Annotated in this window: 15 protein-coding genes; 5 read left to right on the top strand and 10 right to left on the bottom strand. The window is 70.9% G+C overall.

What is annotated here, in order from left to right; genetic code table 11:
* Positions 1 to 42: 42 nt before the first annotated feature.
* The 3 genes from ACFY0U_RS00710 to ACFY0U_RS00700 all read right to left on the bottom strand — a co-directional run bounded on the left by ACFY0U_RS00710 (position 43) and on the right by ACFY0U_RS00700 (position 3,693).
* Complete coding sequence (locus tag ACFY0U_RS00710) at positions 43 to 1,509, bottom strand: ABC transporter permease (RefSeq protein WP_388628127.1); 1,467 nt, start codon at positions 1,507 to 1,509, stop codon at positions 43 to 45.
* A gap of 375 nt (positions 1,510 to 1,884) precedes the next feature.
* On the bottom strand, positions 1,885 to 2,643 hold the full coding sequence (locus ACFY0U_RS00705) for an SDR family oxidoreductase (protein WP_388628124.1): 759 nt from the start codon (positions 2,641 to 2,643) through the stop codon (positions 1,885 to 1,887).
* Positions 2,644 to 2,703: 60 nt separating this feature from the next.
* Positions 2,704 to 3,693, bottom strand: a complete 990-nt coding sequence (locus ACFY0U_RS00700; RefSeq protein WP_388628121.1) for a Gfo/Idh/MocA family protein — start codon at positions 3,691 to 3,693, stop codon at positions 2,704 to 2,706.
* Positions 3,694 to 3,781: 88 nt separating this feature from the next.
* Here ACFY0U_RS00700 and ACFY0U_RS00695 point away from each other — a divergent pair, with 88 nt between their 5' ends.
* The 4 genes from ACFY0U_RS00695 (at position 3,782) to ACFY0U_RS00680 (ending at position 8,411) form a co-directional block, all read left to right on the top strand.
* On the top strand, positions 3,782 to 5,083 hold the full coding sequence (locus ACFY0U_RS00695; RefSeq protein ID WP_388628118.1) for a multidrug effflux MFS transporter: 1,302 nt from the start codon (positions 3,782 to 3,784) through the stop codon (positions 5,081 to 5,083).
* Entirely contained in the window at positions 5,035 to 6,225 is a 1,191-nt protein-coding gene (locus ACFY0U_RS00690; protein WP_388628115.1) for a serine hydrolase domain-containing protein, read from the top strand. Before ACFY0U_RS00695 ends, ACFY0U_RS00690 begins: the two co-directional genes overlap by 49 nt.
* A 275-nt stretch (positions 6,226 to 6,500) precedes the next feature.
* Positions 6,501 to 7,487, top strand: coding sequence for a small ribosomal subunit Rsm22 family protein (locus ACFY0U_RS00685; protein ID WP_388628112.1), 987 nt, complete (start codon positions 6,501 to 6,503; stop codon positions 7,485 to 7,487).
* A 309-nt stretch (positions 7,488 to 7,796) separates the two neighbouring features.
* Positions 7,797 to 8,411 (top strand): TetR/AcrR family transcriptional regulator, encoded by a 615-nt coding sequence (locus tag ACFY0U_RS00680; protein WP_388628109.1) that lies wholly within the window; start codon positions 7,797 to 7,799, stop codon positions 8,409 to 8,411.
* Here the strand turns inward: ACFY0U_RS00680 and ACFY0U_RS00675 are convergent.
* A complete protein-coding gene (locus ACFY0U_RS00675) occupies positions 8,390 to 9,241 on the bottom strand; it encodes a glycerophosphodiester phosphodiesterase (RefSeq protein ID WP_388628107.1) in 852 nt (283 codons plus the stop codon). The genes ACFY0U_RS00680 and ACFY0U_RS00675 overlap by 22 nt on opposite strands.
* 178 nt (positions 9,242 to 9,419) lie before the next feature.
* Here ACFY0U_RS00675 and ACFY0U_RS00670 point away from each other — a divergent pair, with 178 nt between their 5' ends.
* Positions 9,420 to 10,151 carry a bifunctional DNA primase/polymerase gene (locus ACFY0U_RS00670; RefSeq protein WP_388628104.1) on the top strand — a complete coding sequence of 244 codons (732 nt, stop codon included), beginning with the start codon at positions 9,420 to 9,422 and terminating at the stop codon, positions 10,149 to 10,151.
* Positions 10,152 to 10,173: 22 nt separating this feature from the next.
* Here the strand turns inward: ACFY0U_RS00670 and ACFY0U_RS00665 are convergent, their stop codons facing one another.
* From ACFY0U_RS00665 to ACFY0U_RS00640, 6 genes are all read right to left on the bottom strand, one after another.
* Positions 10,174 to 11,178, bottom strand: a complete 1,005-nt coding sequence (locus ACFY0U_RS00665; protein ID WP_388628101.1) for a hypothetical protein — start codon at positions 11,176 to 11,178, stop codon at positions 10,174 to 10,176.
* A complete protein-coding gene (efeU, locus tag ACFY0U_RS00660; RefSeq protein ID WP_388628098.1) occupies positions 11,138 to 12,010 on the bottom strand; it encodes an iron uptake transporter permease EfeU in 873 nt (290 codons plus the stop codon). Before efeU ends, ACFY0U_RS00665 begins: the two co-directional genes overlap by 41 nt.
* Positions 12,011 to 12,012: 2 nt before the next feature.
* A complete protein-coding gene (gene efeB / locus ACFY0U_RS00655) occupies positions 12,013 to 13,287 on the bottom strand; it encodes an iron uptake transporter deferrochelatase/peroxidase subunit (RefSeq protein ID WP_388628095.1) in 1,275 nt (424 codons plus the stop codon).
* A 16-nt stretch (positions 13,288 to 13,303) separates the two neighbouring features.
* A complete protein-coding gene (efeO, locus tag ACFY0U_RS00650; RefSeq protein ID WP_388628092.1) occupies positions 13,304 to 14,455 on the bottom strand; it encodes an iron uptake system protein EfeO in 1,152 nt (383 codons plus the stop codon).
* A gap of 189 nt (positions 14,456 to 14,644) precedes the next feature.
* Complete coding sequence (locus ACFY0U_RS00645) at positions 14,645 to 15,466, bottom strand: heme ABC transporter ATP-binding protein (protein ID WP_388628089.1); 822 nt, start codon at positions 15,464 to 15,466, stop codon at positions 14,645 to 14,647.
* A 342-nt stretch (positions 15,467 to 15,808) separates the two neighbouring features.
* The gene (locus tag ACFY0U_RS00640; RefSeq protein WP_388630350.1) at positions 15,809 to 16,816 is read right to left on the bottom strand and encodes a FecCD family ABC transporter permease; all 1,008 of its coding nucleotides are present in this window, start codon (positions 16,814 to 16,816) and stop codon (positions 15,809 to 15,811) included.
* Positions 16,817 to 17,003 lie beyond the last annotated feature (187 nt).

Here is a 17,003-nt window from a genome sequence, read left to right as displayed (position 1 = left end):
GCCCCGGGGGGGAACGGACGCGGCGCCCCAGCTCATGAGGGGTCAGGACACGCTGCGCAGCGCGTCCGCGGGCCGCATCCGGGACGCCCGCCAGCCGCCCATCGCGCCGGCGATCAGACCGCCGGTCACCGCGAGGCCCACCGCGAGGGCGATGGTGGTCAGCGAGACGGGCGCGGACAGCGCGATCTCCATGGTGTTCTGCGTGGCCTGCCGGCCCGGACCGCCACCGCCGCCGGGACCGCCGCCCATGGCGCCACCGCCGCCGGAGTTGCCGAGCTGCGCGGTCAGCTTCGGGCTGATCGCGGTCACCGCGTAGGCCGCCGCGAGCCCCAGGCCGATGCCGAGGGCGCCGCCGAGCAGGCCGTTCACCATCGACTCGCCGACGACCTGCCGGGTCACCCGGCGGCTCGGCCAGCCCAGCGCCTTGAGCGTGCCGAACTCACGCACCCGGCGGGACACCGCCGAGGAGGTCAGCAGCGCGGCCACCAGGAAGGCGGCGGCGAGCACCGCGACGGACAGCCACTTGCCGACGCTGGTCGCGAGGTTCGAGGCGGTGGAGAGGGAGCCGGAGACGGTCTCCGCGAGATCCGCCGAGGTCGTCACCGTCGTACCGGAGATGTTCTTCTGGATCGTCGACTTGACCGAGTCGATCTGCTTCGAGTCGGTCGCCTTGACGTAGATCGTGGTGACCTGGTTCTTGGCGTCGGCCAGCGTCTGGGCCTGCTTCAGGGGCAGGTAGACGTCGGTGGTGGACTCGCTGCTGGAGGCCGTCGCGATACCGATGACCGTGTATTTGGTGCCGGAGATCTTGAGGGTCTTGCCGACCTTGTACGAGTTCTCCTTGGCGTACGACTTGCTGAGCACCACGACCTTGGCGTTGGTCTGCGAGGCCGTGAAGGTCTTGCCGGAGGTGATCTCCATGCCGGCCAGCGGGCCCAGGGTCTGGTCGGTGACGTCGACGCCGGCGACCGAGTAGGAGTTCACGTCGAACGAGGCGCCGCCGCCCTGCACCTGGGGGGCCGCCGTGCTGGTGCCGCCGCCGGGGCCGCCCTGGCCCTGGGACTGGCCGTCGCCGGTCGTGGACTGGGCCTTGCCCTGGGTGAAGGAGCCGTCGACCTTGGTGACGTTCAGGGTGATCGCGCCGACCGCGTCGGCCACCCCCTCCTGCTTGGCGACCTCGGCGACCAGCGCGGCCTTGAGGGCCTGGCCGCCCTGGGTCATCACCCGGTCCGAGCTCTGCGTCTCGTCACTGTCGTTCGACTGGGCGTCGAACTCGAAGTTCGGTCTGCCGGAGCTGTTGTCGGTGGGCGCCGACCTCGCCTTGGTCACCGTCATGTCGGTGCCGAGGCCGTACAGCGACTTCAGGACTTTGTCCTGAGCCTGAGTCATACCGGCCGACACCGAGTTGACGGTGATGACCAGCGCGATACCGAGCGCCAGACCCAGTGCGATGACCAGGGCGGCCTTCTTGCGCCGGCCCAGCTCGCGCTTGAGATAGATGCCAAACATCCCGTTCCTCAGAGGTTCTTGGCGCCCGCTGTGGGCGCGGCCTCAAAGTAGGGACGAACCTTTGAGCGGGGCTGAGTAAGGGATGTGCAAGGACTGAGAAAGCGGGAGGCCGCATCAGAAATGAGCAAGACAGATTCCCGGTCCCGGCATTGACGTGCACGGCAGCCGTTCCACCCACCGGCGTGTACCCCGCGGTCCCACGCGAGGCCCACCCCCATCCGGTGCGGTGGAACGACTGCCGTCTCCCCCCTCGGTTTGGTCTGCGGAAGCTCACTGCTCCAAGTGTGAAGTTCTGATGGAGGAGATGTAGAGCATAAGTCTGTCACCGGCCCGGATGGAGCGGATGTTCATATTCCGGTTGTGCAGATTGAGCCCTCAACCTCGTCCGACGTACGGCATCGCGGTCGCCAGCACGGTCGCGAACTGCACGTTCGCTTCCAGTGGCAGTTCCGCCATGTGCCGCACCGTGCGCGCGACGTCGGCGACGTCCATCACGGGCTCGGGCGCGACCTCCCCGTTGGCCTGCAAGGCCCCGGTCTGCATCCGCGCGGTCATGTCGGTCGCCGCGTTCCCGATGTCGATCTGCCCGACCGCGATGCCGTACGGCCGCCCGTCCAGCGACAGCGACTTGGTGAGGCCGGTCAGGGCGTGCTTGGTCGCGGTGTAGGCGACGGAGTGCGGACGTGGCGTATGGGCGGAGATCGAACCGTTGTTGATGATCCGCCCGCCCCGCGGGTCCTGCTCCTTCATCTGCCGGTACGCCGCCTGCGCGCACAGGAACGCCCCGTTGAGGTTGGTGTCCACCACGTGCCGCCACGCGTCGTACGGCAGCTCCTCCACGGGCACCCCGCCGGGCCCGAACGTCCCCGCGTTGTTGAACAGCAGGTCCACCCGCCCGAACCGCTCCACGGTCGCGGCGAACAGCGCGGCCACGTCGTCGGGCCGCGCGACATCCGTGCGTACGGCGAGGGCGGCGCCCTCGGGTGCGAGCGCCGCCGTCTCCTCAAGGGGCCGCGTGCGGCGCCCCGCCAGCGCCACGGACCAGCCGGCCCGCAGCAGCTCCACGGCGACGGCCCGCCCGATGCCCGAGCCGGCGCCGGTCACGACGGCGATCTTCGATCCATGTTCAGTCATGACACGGAGCGTACGAGCTTCATCCGTAATGCGGAATCAAAAGTCCGCCATGCGAATGTTTCACTCCCCCGGGTAGCGGACCCCGACGCGCTCCCGGACCGTGTCCATCGTCCGCATCACCGCGAGCGTGCCGTCGAGCGGGACGAGCGGCGACTCGGTCTCCCCGGCCCGCAGCGCGCGCATGACCTCGACGGCCTCGTGCTTGAGGCTGTTGCGGGGACCGGCCTCGGCCTTGAACTCCTCGGGGTCACGGCCGTCGCGGTGCAGCACGAACCGGTCCGGGAAGAAGAAGCCGTACGGCACGTCGATACGGCCCAGCGAACCAGTGACCGACGCCGAGGTCGCCGTACCGCCGATGATCGAGCAGTGCACCGAGGCGAGCGCGCCGCCGTCGTAGGAGAGCAGGGCTCCGGTCTGGAGGTCGACGCCCTCCTCGGAGAGAGTCGCGCGGGCCGTGATGTCCGACGGCTCCCCGAGCAGCAGCTGGGCGAACGACACCGGGTACACGCCGAGGTCGAGGAGTGCGCCGCCGCCCTGTGCGGGGTCGCGCAGCCGGTGGCTGGGCGGGAAGGGCCCGGCGAGCCCGAAGTCGGCCTGGACGCTGCGCACTTCGCCGATGGCGCCGTCGTCGACCAGCGCCTTGAGCCGCCGTATCAGGGGATTGCAGTACATCCACATGGCTTCCATCAGGAAGCTCCCGCGCTCCCGCGCGAGCCCGACCAGTTCCTCCGCCTCGCGCGCGTTGAGCGTGAAGGCCTTCTCGCACAGCACGTTCCGCCCGGCCTCCAGACACAGACCGGCGGCCGCCCGGTGCGCCGAGTGCGGGGTGGCGACGTAGACGACATCGATGTCCGCGTCCTCGGCCAGCGCGCCCCACTCGCCGTACGCCCGCTCGATCCCGAACCGCTCCGCGAACGCCTTCGCCGACTCCTCGCTCCGCGAGGCCACCGCCACGACCTCCGCGTCCGGCAGATCGACCAGATCCGCCGTGAACGCCGCCGCGATCCCACCGGTCGCCAGGATTCCCCAGCGCACCTTCTGCTCCGTCATCCCCGCGCCCACCCTTGCTCGCGTGACACTCGCCACTGTGTACGAGCTGAGAGCATAGGTGGCGGATCTGACGCGGAGGGAGGGGCACATGCCCGACAGCGGGGCATCGACACCGGACCTGGAACAGACGGCTGCGGCACCGGCACAAGCGCGGCCGTCCACTCGTGCCGCGCGCCGCACCGGCTGGGTCGTCACGCTCACCCTCGGTGGTCTGACCGCCACACCCCCGCTCGCGATGGACATGTACCTCCCCTCGCTGCCGGAGGTCACCGACTCCCTGCACGCGCCCGCCGCGACCGTGCAGCTCACGCTCACCGCCTGTCTGCTCGGCATGGCCCTCGGCCAGCTCGTGGTCGGCCCGATGAGCGACCGCTGGGGACGCCGCCGTCCGCTGCTGATCGGTCTCGTCGTCTATGTGGTGGCCACCGCCCTGTGCGCTCTGGCGCCCACCGTCGAGACCCTGGTCGCCTTCCGGCTGACGCAGGGGCTGGCGGGCGCGGCCGGGATAGTGATCGCGCGGGCCGTCGTCCGCGATCTCTACGACGGTGTGGCCATGGCCCGCTTCTTCTCCACCCTGATGCTGATCGGCGGGGTCGCCCCGATCGTCGCGCCCGTCATCGGCGGCCAGATCCTGCGGCTGACGGACTGGCGGGGCGTGTTCGTGGTGCTGACGGTCGTCGGCGCGCTGCTGGCCGTGCTGGTGTGGGCCAAGCTGCCCGAGACCCTCCCGGTGGAGCGGCGCCATGCCGGCGGGGTCGGCGAGGCGCTGCGGTCCATGGGCGCCCTGCTCGCCGACCTCCCCTTCACCGGCTTCATGCTCGCGGGCGGCTTCGCCTTCGCCGCGCTGTTCGCCTACATCTCGGCCTCGCCGTTCGTGATCCAGGAGATCTACGGGGCCTCACCGCAGACTTTCAGCCTGCTGTTCGGGCTGAACTCGATCGGCCTGGTCGTCGTCGGCCAGATCAACGGCAAGCTGCTGGTCGGCCGGGTCAGCCTGGAGAAGGTGCTGGGCGCGGGGCTCGCGATCGTCATCGCCGCCGCGACCGCGCTGCTGCTGATGTCCCTGGGCGTGTTCGGCGAGCCCGGACTGGTGGCCGTGGCCGCCGCCCTCTTCGTCCTGATGTCGGCGATGGGCGTCACCCTGCCCAACGCCCAGTCCCTCGCCCTGCTGCGCACCAAGCACTCCGCGGGCTCCGCCTCCGCCCTGCTCGGCACCTCCTCCTTCCTCATCGGCGCCATCGCCTCGCCGCTGGTCGGGGTCGCCGGGGAGGACACCGCCGTACCGATGGCCGTGGTCCAAGTCGTGTCGGCACTGGTAGCGCTTGCCTGTTTCATGGGAATGTGCCGTCCTTGGAACAGACGTGCGAGCGTGGAGGGAGCGGAGAGCTGAGCGCGCCGAGACTGCGCAGCGACACACCGGAACGGGCCGGACTCGACCCCGGAGAACTCGAACACCTGGTCCAGGAGGTCCGTGACCTCACCACCGGCGAGCGCCCTTGGGCGGCCGGCGTCGTCGTGGTCGCCGGGCGCGGCCCGGTGATCGCCGTCGAGGAGGCGTCGGGCTGGGCGGTCCGGTTCGCGTCCTACGACCCCGAGGCCGACGCGGGCGTGGAACTGCCGCGCAAGGCACGCGTCCCGATGACGGTCGCCACCCCCTTCGACCTCGCCTCCCTCACCAAACTGTTCACCGCGGTCGCCGCCATGCAGCAGATCGAACGCGGCACGCTCGGCATCGACGCCCGGGTGGGCGCGTATCTGCCGGACTTCCGGGCCGCGGCCGAGCACGGGGTGACCGTACGGGAGCTGCTCACGCACACCTCAGGGCTGCGCCCCGAACTCCCGCTGTACGACTGCGCGGACGACGCGGAACGGCTGGACATGCTGCGGTCCGAGCCCCCGATCGGCGTCCCCGGCACCTACACCTACTCGGATCTGAACCTGCTCCTCCTCCAGCACGTCCTGGAACGCATCACCGGCCGGAGCCTCGACACCCTCGTCCACGACGGCATCACGCGGCCGCTGGGCATGACGGCGACCACGTTCGGGCCGTGCCCCGGGGCGGCGGCGACGGAGTACCAGCGGCGGCCCTGGGCCAAGGCGGACCGGGGGATGCTGCGGGGGGTCGTCCACGACGAGAACGCCTGGGCGCTGGGCGGCGTGGCCGGCCACGCCGGTCTCTTCTCCACCGGCCGCGACCTCGCCGTCTTCTGCCGCGCCCTGCTGGCCGGCGGCTCCTACGGCCCCGCCCGCATCCTCGGCCCCGACTTCGTCGACCTGCTCCTCACCCCACCGGGCCTGGGCTTCGCCATCGACCAGCCGTGGTTCATGGGCGAACTGGCGGGACGGGGAGCCGCGGGGCACACCGGGTTCACCGGGACCTCGCTGGTCCTGGACCGGGCGACAGACACGTTCCTGGTGCTGCTGTCGAACGCGGTCCATCCACGGAGACGGCCGCCGGACAGTGGGCCGAGGGCGGCGGGGGCGACGCGTCTGGCACGTGCGGTTCGGCCGACGAGTCTTTCCGGGGGGTGAGGGGAGGGGGCTTCGGGGCTGAGCGGGGCTGAACGGGGGTGATCGGAGCTGATCGGGGGGTGCGGGGGCGGCGGTGGGGTGCGGGGGTGGCGTGGGCGGGATCCGCTGCCTGTCCGGTGTTTGGGGGGAGGGGTCTTCGGGGCTGATCGCGGGGCGCAGGGTGGGGGCGAGGTCCGCTGCCTGTCTGGTGCTTGGGGCGAGGGGCCTTCAGGGCCGATGGTTGGGCGCGGGATCCGCAGGGCTCGCATCAGCGCCGGTCGCCCTAGAATCGCCGGGTGAACGCCCCCGTATCCCCGGCCGAGACCCTTCGCGCCGCCCTTGCCGGCCTCCTCGACGGCCTTCCCCCGAAGCAGGCCGCGCAGGCCGTCGACCGGCTGATCGCCAAGTACCGCGGGGCCACCCCGACCGACGCGCCCATCCTCCGGGACCGGGCGGATGTCGCGGCGTACGCCGCGTATCGGATGCCGGCCACCTTCGAGGCGGTGCGCTCGGCGTTGGACGCGTTCGCGGAGGCGGTGCCGGAGTGGGTGCCGGCGAGTCATGTGGACGTCGGTGGGGGGACCGGGGCGGCGACATGGGCGGTCAGCGCCACCTGGTCCGGGGCGCGGCCGGTCACGGTGCTCGACTGGGCGGAGCCCGCGTTGGCCCTGGGCCGGGAGATCGCCGGGGCCAATCCGGCGCTGGGGGGTGCCAGTTGGCGGCGCGCGCGGATCGGATCCTCGCTCGCGCTGGAGAGCACGGACCTCGTCACGGTGTCCTACGTCCTGAACGAACTCACTCCCGCAGACCGCACCGCCCTCGTCGATGCCGCCGCGGGCGCCGCGCAGGCGGTGGTGATCGTCGAGGCCGGTACGCCGGACGGGTACGCGCGCGTGATCGAGGCGCGGGACCGGCTGATCGCGGCCGGCTTCCAGGTGGCGGCGCCCTGCCCCCACAGCGCGGCCTGTCCCATCGTCTCCGGTGAGGACTGGTGCCACTTCTCGACGAGGGTCAGCCGCTCGTCCCTCCATCGGCAGGTCAAGGGTGGCTCCCTGCCGTACGAGGACGAGAAGTTCAGCTACGTCGCCGCGGCCCGCTTCCCGGTCGCCCCGGCGGTGTCCCGTGTCGTCCGTCGTCCCCAGATCCGTAAGGGCCAGGTCCTGCTGGACCTGTGCGAGGCGGAGGAGCGACTGTCCCGTACGACGGTGACGAAGCGGCACGGTGACCTGTACAAGGCGGCGCGGGACGCGGCGTGGGGCGACCCCTGGCCCCCGCTGCCGTAGCAACAGACTTTTCTCGCCCCCGCCGCCCCTACCCGTCCCATCCCTGGGGGCTGCGCCCCCAGACCCCCGCTTCGGCCCTGAACGGGCCTCGTCCTCAAACGCCGGACGGGCTGGGTTTCTCGAACGTCCGGCGTTCACGAAATTCAGCCCCTCCGGCGTTTGAGGAGCGGGGGTCCAGGGGGCAGCGCCCCCTGGGAACGGGGTCGAAGGGGCAGCGCCCCTGGGGATGGGAACGGGTAAGGGCGGCGGGGGCGAAACCAATCGGGTTCGGCGAGACGGGCCGTCTCACTCGCCTGCTACCGTCGCCCCATGGTCAAGCAGCCCGCCCCCGACACCACTCGCCGCAGCGAGAAGTCCCGTCGCGCCATCTATGACGCCGCACTCGCACTCGTCGGCGAGGTCGGTTACCCCAAGACCACCATCGAGGGCATCGCGGCCCGCGCGGGTGTCGGCAAGCAGACGATCTACCGGTGGTGGTCGTCGAAGGCGGAGGTGCTGATGGAGGCCTTCCTCGACCTCGGCGAGCAGTCCGCACGTGAGTCCGGTCAGGAGTCGTACGCGTTCCCGGACACCGGCGACCTCGCCGCCGACCTGAAGGCCGTACTGCGCGCCACCGTCGACGAGCTGAAGGACCCCCGCTTCGATGTGCCGTCGCGAGCCCTGGCCGCGGAAGGCGTCGTCAATGAGCAGCTCGGCCGGGAACTCGTCGCCAAGCTGCTCCAGCCCTCGCTCCAGCTCTACATCGACCGTCTGCGCTCCGCACAGGACGCCGGCGACGTACGCCCGGACATCGACCCGCGCATCGCCCTGGAGCTGGTCGTCTCACCGCTCGCCCAGCGCTGGCTCCAGCGCACCGGACCGATCGACCACGCGTACACGGACACCCTCGTCGACTACGCCCTCTACGGCCTGACCCCGCGCTGAGCCACCCGCTGAGGCACCCGCGCCAACCGCCCCGGCGTATCCGTGATCACCCCGTCGCAGCCCAGCCCCAGCACCCGGTCCCGCTGCGCCGGCGTCACCACGGTGTGTGCCCACACCCGACGGACACCGGAGTGCACCGCCCGGACCAGATCCGCGTCACGTGCCTTGTAGTCGACGTCCAGGACGTCCACGAAGGACCGCCACCGCTCGGGACGGTCGGTGCGCAGCTGCTGTGCCGAGCGCCACAGGCTGGTCAGGAGGCCCATGCGGTGGGCCCGCCGGGCCAGCGCCGGGTCGTTGGAGTTCACGAAGACCGAGCGGGTCAGACCCCGGGCGCGGAGGAGCGCCGCCAGCGGGGCCACGCTGCGGGGGTCCTTCGCCTCCAGCATCAGCACGACCCGTCCGCCCAGCAGATCCAGCACCTGGGCCACCGTCGGCGGCCGTTCCGATCGCCAGCTGCCGGGGAGGGAGGCCTTCGGGCGTACCCGTACGCCCTGCCACTCCCGCACGTTCAGCTTGTGCACCTCACCGCCCAGGTACGTGGTGCGGTTCAGTAGCGGATCGTGCATCACGACGAGCGTGCCGTCGCTCAGCATGCGGGTGTCGAAGTCCAGTACGTGGGCCGTACCGCGCCCATAGGCGGCCATGAGCCCCGACAGACTGTTCTCGGGCACCTCACGGGCGCCGCCGCGATGGGCGACGTATGTCACACGCGGCAGCGAGTCCACGGTGAGCGGTCCGGACCCCCACTCCAGCGGGATCGTCGGTCCCAGCAGTGAGACCAGGGAAGCCGCCGAAGCCAGGCCCGTCAGCGCGATCTTCGTGACCATGACGACCACGGTAGGGGCGCCGGGATTCTAAATCCGCTCAAAGCAGTCGATTTCACCCGATCCTCCTCCCCGGTACGCCCTGTCCCGCCTACCCCGGTTGTGGGCTCCGGTCCCCCGGAGCGCAGGATGGTGGGACCATAGGGCATGCTGTCCGCACAACAGCGAGGCGAGGCGATACATGAGCCAGGAGTTCGGCGGCCGGACCGGCCTGCAGGGCAAACTCACCCAGTGGCTGCGTGGACGCCGCCCGAAGGAGGCCGCCGACGACGGCGGCCGTGAGGCCCTGCTGCTGGCCGCCGCCGAGGCGGGCCTGCCTCTCGCGCCCGCCGCGCACCCGGCCGGCTACCGCTGTTCCTGCGACCGCATCGGCTGTCCCACCCCCGCCCGGCACCCCGTCTCCTTCGCCTGGCAGACGCAGTCCACCACCGACCGCGCCCAGATCGAGCGCTGGGCCCGGCACCAGCCGCAGGCCAACTTCATCACCGCCACCGGCATGGTGCACGACGTGCTGGACCTGCCCCTCGAAGCCGGCCGCGAGGCCCTGGAGCGGCTGCTCGCCTCCGGTATCGAGGTCGGCCCGGTCGCCGAGACCGACGACGGCCGGCTGATGTTCTTCACCCTCACCCGCGGCACCCCCGAGGACGAGGACGAGTGGTGGCCGTGCGAGCTGGACTGCCACCCCGAGACGATGGACGAGCGTCCGGGGCTCCGCTGGCACTGCCGCGGCTCCTACGTCCTCGTACCGCCCGCCCGGCTGCCCGGTGACGGACAGTCCGTGCACTGGGTACGCGGCCCGGAACACCCCCTGCCCGACCCGCTGAGCCTGCTGGAGATCCTCACCGACGCCGGTGCCCGCTGGGCCGGCGAGGAGCCCGACCACGTCTCCGCGGCCTGGCCCCTGCGCGGCTGAGGCACCTCCTCAGAAGGTGGCCTTACTCGCCCTTCGCCGCCGTCAGTCCCTGGATCCGCCCCAGCACCGACACCTGCCCGCCGCCCGCGCCCTTCGCCGGGTCCAGCGCGACCTCGTTGGAGACGAACTCCATCGTCAGCGACTGCTTGACCTCGCCGGTCGTCAGGGCGTCGACGGCCGCGTTCTGGTCGGGGAGCGTGGTGCCCGCGTACGCGGTCTGCTTCATGTAGTGCCGCGTGCTGAAGAACACCAGCGCGCCGCCGTCCTTCGTGCGCAGCGCCAGCGGGGCGTAGTCACCGTCCGTCAGCGGCTCGTCGATGTACTGCGTGGCCCGTCCCGGCTTCTTGGCGTCCTTCACGCGCTGGGTGCGCCAACCGCTGGTGTGCGCGCCCGCCGCGAAGGTCTTCCCCTCGCCGCTCTCCAGATACGTCGCGTAGTCCTGGCTCAACTGCCGCGGGGCGACGGACAGTTCCGTCGAGTTCGCGGGGACGGCCTCCGCCCAGCCGTCCGTGTCCGTCTTGAACTCCGGTACGTCGTCCGGCGCGACCAGCGTCAGATACGCCACCTGGAACGGCTCGTCCAGGCCGTCGCGCGTGAACACGAACAGCCAGCGCGCGCTGCCGCCCTTGTTCGCGGCGGTGTCGGCGACGAACCAGCGCGGCCAGCCCGCCTTCTTGGGGATGGTGTACTTCGCGTCGGACAGCTTCAGCGGGGTGTGCGCCGTGTTGCCCTGCGGGCTGTTCGCCTTGCCCGCCTTCAGCCGCGCCGCGTCGATGTCGGCGAGGGGGCCGGTGACATGGTCCGCGTCCAGGGAACTGTCGTACGCCTTGTCGGCGTTGTTGTACGCGGTCGTGAACTCCTGGAGCGCCTCGGCGGCTTCGGCCTTGGTCGTCGCGGGGAGCACCTCGCGCTCCCCGTGGACCACCACACACCCGCTCGCCGTCAGCGACAAAGCGGTCACCGAGGCCGCTATCAGCACCCTCCGGTCAAGACTGCGGAGCCTTCGAGGGCTGCGATCCCTGCTCATCGGATGCCTTCACCTTCCCCTTCCCGGAGGCGAACCCTACCGGGGCGAGGAACAGCGCGAGCGTCGGGATCAAGTACAGCAGCCACACCGTGACCTGGAGCACGGTCGGGTCCGGCTGGAAGTTGAAGACGCCCTTCAGCAGGGTGCCGTACCAGCTGTCCGGCGGGATGGTCCCGGAGATGTCGAAGGCCTTGTCCGTCAGGCCCGGCAGCCAGTCGGCCTCCTGGAGATCATGGAAGCCGTACGCCAGCACACCCGCCGCCACGACGACCAGCATCCCGCCGGTCCATGTGAAGAACTTGGCGAGGTTGATCTTCAACGCGCCGCGGTAGAACAGCCAGCCCAGCACGACCGCCGTGGCGATGCCGAGCCCCACGCCGATCAGCGGGCGCGGCGTCCCGTCACCGGCCGCGTGCACCGACGCCCACACGAACAGGGACGTCTCCAGGCCCTCCCGGCCGACCGCCAGGAACGCGGTGGCGACCAGCGCGCCGGTGCCCATCTGGAGGGCCGCGTCCAGCTTGCCGTGCAGCTCCGCCTTCAAGTGCCGGGCGGTGCGCCGCATCCAGAAGACCATCCACGTCACCAGGACGACCGCGAGGATCGACAGGGAGCCGCCGAGTGCCTCCTGCGCCTTGAACGTCAGCTCCTGGGAGCCGAATTCGAGCGCGCAGCCGAAGCCGAGCGCGATCGCTACCGCGACGCCGATACCGATCCAGATGGGCTTCAGCGCGTCCCTGCGGTCCGTCTTCACCAGATAGGCGATGAGGATGCAGACGACGAGAGAGGCCTCCAGGCCCTCGCGCAGACCGATCAGATAGTTGCTGAACACGGCTAGGCCTCCTTGGCGAACAGCGTGCTGCCCCACCAGTCGTCCTTGTCACGGACGCCGGGCGGGACGGCGAAGACCGCCGAACCCACGTGCTGGATGTACTCGTTGAGCGCGTCCGGGGCGAGGTTGCGCTGGATCTGCACGAATCCCTTGCGCACGTCGCGCTGGTACGCGAGGAAGAACAGCCCGGCGTCGAGCCGCCCGAGCCCGTCGGTGCCGTCGGTGAAGGAGTAGCCCCGGCGCAGGATCGTCGCTCCGTGGTTGGAGTCGGGGTGGGCGAGCCGGACGTGCGCGTCGGGCAGCATCGCCTTCAGGAACGGCTTGTCGCGCTCCTTGGCCTTGCCGACCGGGGCGCCCTCGCCCTTGTCGCGGCCGAAGATGTCCTCCTGCTCCTGCAAGGAGGTGCGGTCCCAGGTCTCGATGTGCATCCGGATGCGGCGGGCGACCAGATAGGACCCGCCGACCATCCAGTCGGGCCCGTCCTGACCGGAGACCCACACGAACTTCTTCAGCCGGTCCGTCTCGGTCCCCGCGATGTTGCGGGTGCCGTCCTTGAACCCCATGAGGTTGCGCGGGGTCTGCTCCTCGGGGGTCGTCGACGAGGTCTTCCCGAAGCCGAGCTGCGACCAGCGGATGACGACCTTGCCGAAACCGATCCGGGCCAGGTTGCGGATGGCGTGCACGGCGACCTGCGGGTCGTCCGCGCAGGCCTGGACGCACAGGTCGCCGCCGCTGCGGTTCTTGTCGAGGGCGTCCCCGGCGAACTTGGGCAGCTCGAAGAGACCCTCGGGCTGTGCGTCCGCGAGGTCGAACTTCCCGAACAGCGACGGCCCGAAGCCGATGGTGAGGGTGAGCCGCGAGGGCTTGAGCCCCAGCGCCTCACCGGTGTCGTCCGGCGGCGCCTCGGCCAGCCCGCCGAAGGCGCCCTCGCCGACCGCCTGTCCGCCGGTCATCCGCCGCGCGGCCGCCGTCCAGTCCTTGAGCATCTGCACGAACTCGGCGCGGTCCTCGGTCTTCACGTCGAACGCGGCGAAGTGCAGCCGGTCCTGCACGGGCGTGGAGATACCGGCCTGATGGGTGCCGTGGAACTCGACGGCGGCCCCCGCCTCGGCTCCCGCCGGGTCCACGTCGTCGCCGGTCCGGGTCATCGCCACCGCCCCGCCGGCCGCGGCGGCACCGAGCGCGAGCCCGGCACCGCCCCAGCCGATCAGCGCACGGCGGGACGGGGAGGGCGAGCTCTCGGTGGTGGAGGTCTCGCCCGTCGAGTTCTCGGTCATGAGGGGTTTCCCTGCTTCACTTCGCGACGACGGCGGCGGCGAGCTTGGACAGCGGCTCCGCGAGGGCGTTCACCGCGTCCGACAGCTCCTTGCGGTCGTCCTTGCCGACCTTCTCGTACGAGGTGAAGTCGTACGAGGTCTTGTCCGCGCGGTACTTGTCCAGCAGCGTGTTGAGCGCGGCGAACTGCTTGTCGAGCTCGGTGGTCAGGGCCGCGTCGTTCTCCTTGGCGACCGGCTTCAGCAGCTCGTACGACTTCTCCGCGCCCTCGACGTTGGCCTTGAAGTCGACGAGGTCGGTGTGCGAGTAGCGCTCCTCCTCGCCGGTGACCTTGCCGGTGGCGACCTCGTCGAGGAGCTCCTTGGCGCCGTTGGCCATGGAGGTCGGGGTGATCTCGGCCTTGCCGACCCGGTTCTGCCAGTCCTTGAGGTCGGTGATCAGCTGGTCGGCGAGCTCGGAGTCGCGGGCGGTGAGCTTCTTGTCCTTCCAGAGCGAGCGCTCCAGGCGGTGCCAGCCGGTCCAGTCCTTCTCCGGGTCCTGGCCGTCCTCCAGACCGTCCTCGCGGACGTCGACCTTCGGGTCGATGTCACCGAAGGACTCAGCGACCGGCTCGGTGCGCTCCCAGCCGATACGGGAGGGGGCGTAGGCCTTCTTCGCGGCCTCGATGTCCCCGTCCTTGACCGCCTTGGCGAAGGTCTCGGCGAGCGGCAGCGTCTCGTCGGCCTGCGCCTGCACATAGGTGCGGTAGGCGGCGACGGCCTTGTCGAGCCGCGGGTCGCGCTTGGCCGCGGTGCCGCCGGTGGCCTTGACGTCCTGGCGGATGCCGTCGCCCTTCATGCCGGGCTTGCAGGCGATCGTGTAGTCGCCGGCCTTCACCTCGGCGGTGACGGTCTGCTTGGTGCCCGGGCCGATGTTCTCGCGCTCGGTGACGACCCGGTCGTCGGGGAAGAGGATGTAGACCTCGGTGACCTTGGAGCCCTTGTTCTCGATGGCGAGCTCGACGTGGCCGGCCGGGAACTCCTTCTTCGACACCTCGCACTTGCTGTCGGTGGCGGTCACGTTGATCACTCCGTCGCCGCTCTCCGAGCCTTTCTCGGTGCACCCGGTGAGGGCGGTCAGGGCCGCCACGGCGGCGGTGGCGGTGACTGCGGAGAGTCTGGCGGCTCGCATGCGGGCTCCCGGCGATGGCTGAAAAATCACGTGACAGGGCTCACACGGTTCGGTGAGGCTCGCCTAACTTATCCGAGCCTTACCTGCGTGATACCCCACCGTTCCGTGATTCACCTCTCATAGACGGTGTAAGAGCACGACCCGATCACGGTGACTCAAAACGGACCCCAAGGAAGGGTCAAAGGAGATTCAAAGGCTCCGCTCGGGGTTTACGAGCAGCGCGCCCGTCCGCGGGTGCGGGAACACCTCGACGGGCTGGTCGTACACCTCCGACAGCAGCGCCCGGTCGAAGACCTCCTTGGGCGCCCCGTCGGCGGCGACCCGCCCGGCCCGCAGGATCGCGGCCCGGTGCGCGTACGCGGCGGCGAGCCCCAGATCGTGCAGGACGACGACCACGGCGTCCCCCTTCCGTGCCCGCTCCCGGCACACCCGCAGCACCAGCTCCTGATGCTTGAGGTCGAGAGCGGCGGTCGGCTCGTCGAGCAGCAACAGAGGAGCGCGCTGGGCCAGCACCCGCGCGAGCGCCACCCTGGCCCGCTCACCACCGCTCAGCGCGCCGAAGGGGCGAGGCGCGAAGCCGGTGACCTCGGTCTGCGCCATCGCCTCGGCCACGGCCCGGTCATCGTCGTCGGGTGCGACGGCTGCCCAGGGGGCCCTGCCCATCCGTACGACGTCCTCGACGGTGAAGGGGAAGGAGAGCGAGGCGGACTGGGGGAGGACGGCCCTCCGGAGGGCGAGCTCGGGCGCGGACCACTCCGTGGCGGGCCGGCCGTGAATCCGTACGACTCCTTCGGCGGCCGGAATGTCTGCGGCGAGCGCACCGAGCAGCGTGGACTTCCCCGCACCGTTGGGCCCGACGAGCGCCAGCACCTCCCCGGCACGGACGGTGACGTCGATGCCTCGCAGTACGTCGCGGGATCCGAGCCGGACGCGGAGCCCTTCCGCCGTGGCGAGCACGTCCCCGGGCTCGGCGGGGGCCGGGGGAGTGGGGCGGTTGCGGAGGAGTCTCATGGCGGGGGTCCTTGGGGTGATAGGGCTGAGGAGGGTTCGGCACCGCCGAGGGGGCCGTGGGGGCTGAGCGCCGTTGCGGCGGGAGAAGAGGGCGTGTGGGAAAGGGGGGCGAGTGGGAGAAGAGGGCGTGTGGGAAAGGGGGGCGAGTGGGAGATGGGGGCGAGTGGGGCGGAGGAAGTGCGCGGGTGAGGGTGGGCGTGTGCGGTGATGGGTGAGCGGGGTCAAGGGGGCTGAGGGGGCAAGGAAGGGGCTGTGCTTGGCATCGCGCGGCGCCCCCAACTCCCCAGGGGCGCGGGGAACTGCGCGACCAGCCCCCACGCGCCCGCGGACGCCACACAACCTCTAGGCCCATCCCCCCTGCTTGCGCCGCGTCCGCCGCAGCAGCCAGAAGAAGAACGGGCTGCCCAGCAGAGCCGTCAGCACACCCAGTGGCAGCTCCGCCGGTGCCGCGACGGTCCGGGCGGTCAAGTCCGCGGCCAACAGCACCAGCGCCCCCAGCAACGCACTCCCCGGCACCAGGAACCGATGCCCCGGCCCGGCCACCATCCGCAGCAGATGCGGCACCACCAGCCCGACGAAACTGATGATCCCGGACACACTCACCGCCGCCGCCGTCAGCAACGCGATCACCAGTACCAGAACGATCCGCAACCGCTCCACATCCACCCCCAGATGCCGAGCCGGCCGCTCACCGAGGGACAGCAGATCCAACCGCCGCGCGTACAAAGGAGCCACCGCCAGCCCGAGCACCGCACACGGCAGCACCGCGAGCACCTTCGGCCACGTCGCCTGCGCCAGCGACCCCAGCTGCCAGAACGTGATCTGGTTGACCGCCGCCGTGTCCGCGAAGAACAGGAACAGCCCGATCACCGCCCCCGCGAACGCGTTCACCGCGATCCCGGTGAGAATCAGCGTCACGACCTCCGTACGCCCCCCGGACCGCGACATCGCGTACACCAGCAGCACCGTGCCGAGCCCCGCGACGAACGCGAACGCCGAAACCGTCCACGTACCGAGGAAGTCGATCCCGAACGCGATCGCCGCGACCGCCCCCACCGCCGCCCCCGAGGAGACCCCGATGACCCCCGGCTCGGCGAGCGGATTGCCGAACACGCCCTGCATCAAGGCGCCCGCGCACCCCAAGGACGCCCCGACGAGCAGCGCGAGCACGATCCGCGGGAACCGCACGTTCCACAGCACCGACTCGGCGACCCGGTCCAACTCCCCGCCCCCGAGCCCGACTCTGTGCTGCACGGAACCGAGGACGTCCCCGACCGGGATCGGATAGGCCCCGACACCGGCCGCGACCGGCACGAGGACGAGCAGCCCCACGACCAGCCCGACGGTCATCGGCCACGCGGCCGAACGCCGTCTTCGTGGCGGTGATTCAGCCGTGCCGCCCGCCTGAGCCGCGGCCTTCTCCAGTACGGTCACGCCCCACCGTCCTTCTCGTGCAGCTGCTCCACGACCGACTTCAGCACCTGGTCGGTGCGCGGCTTCGACCAGCTTAGGTTAGCCTTACCTTGTCTGGCTGGAA

This window comes from Streptomyces sp. NPDC001536 (assembly GCF_042894505.1).
Taxonomy (GTDB): Bacteria; Actinomycetota; Actinomycetes; order Streptomycetales; family Streptomycetaceae; genus Streptomyces.
The sequence above is the reverse complement of the archived record's forward strand: the minus strand, read 5'-3'. Positions and strand labels throughout refer to the sequence as shown.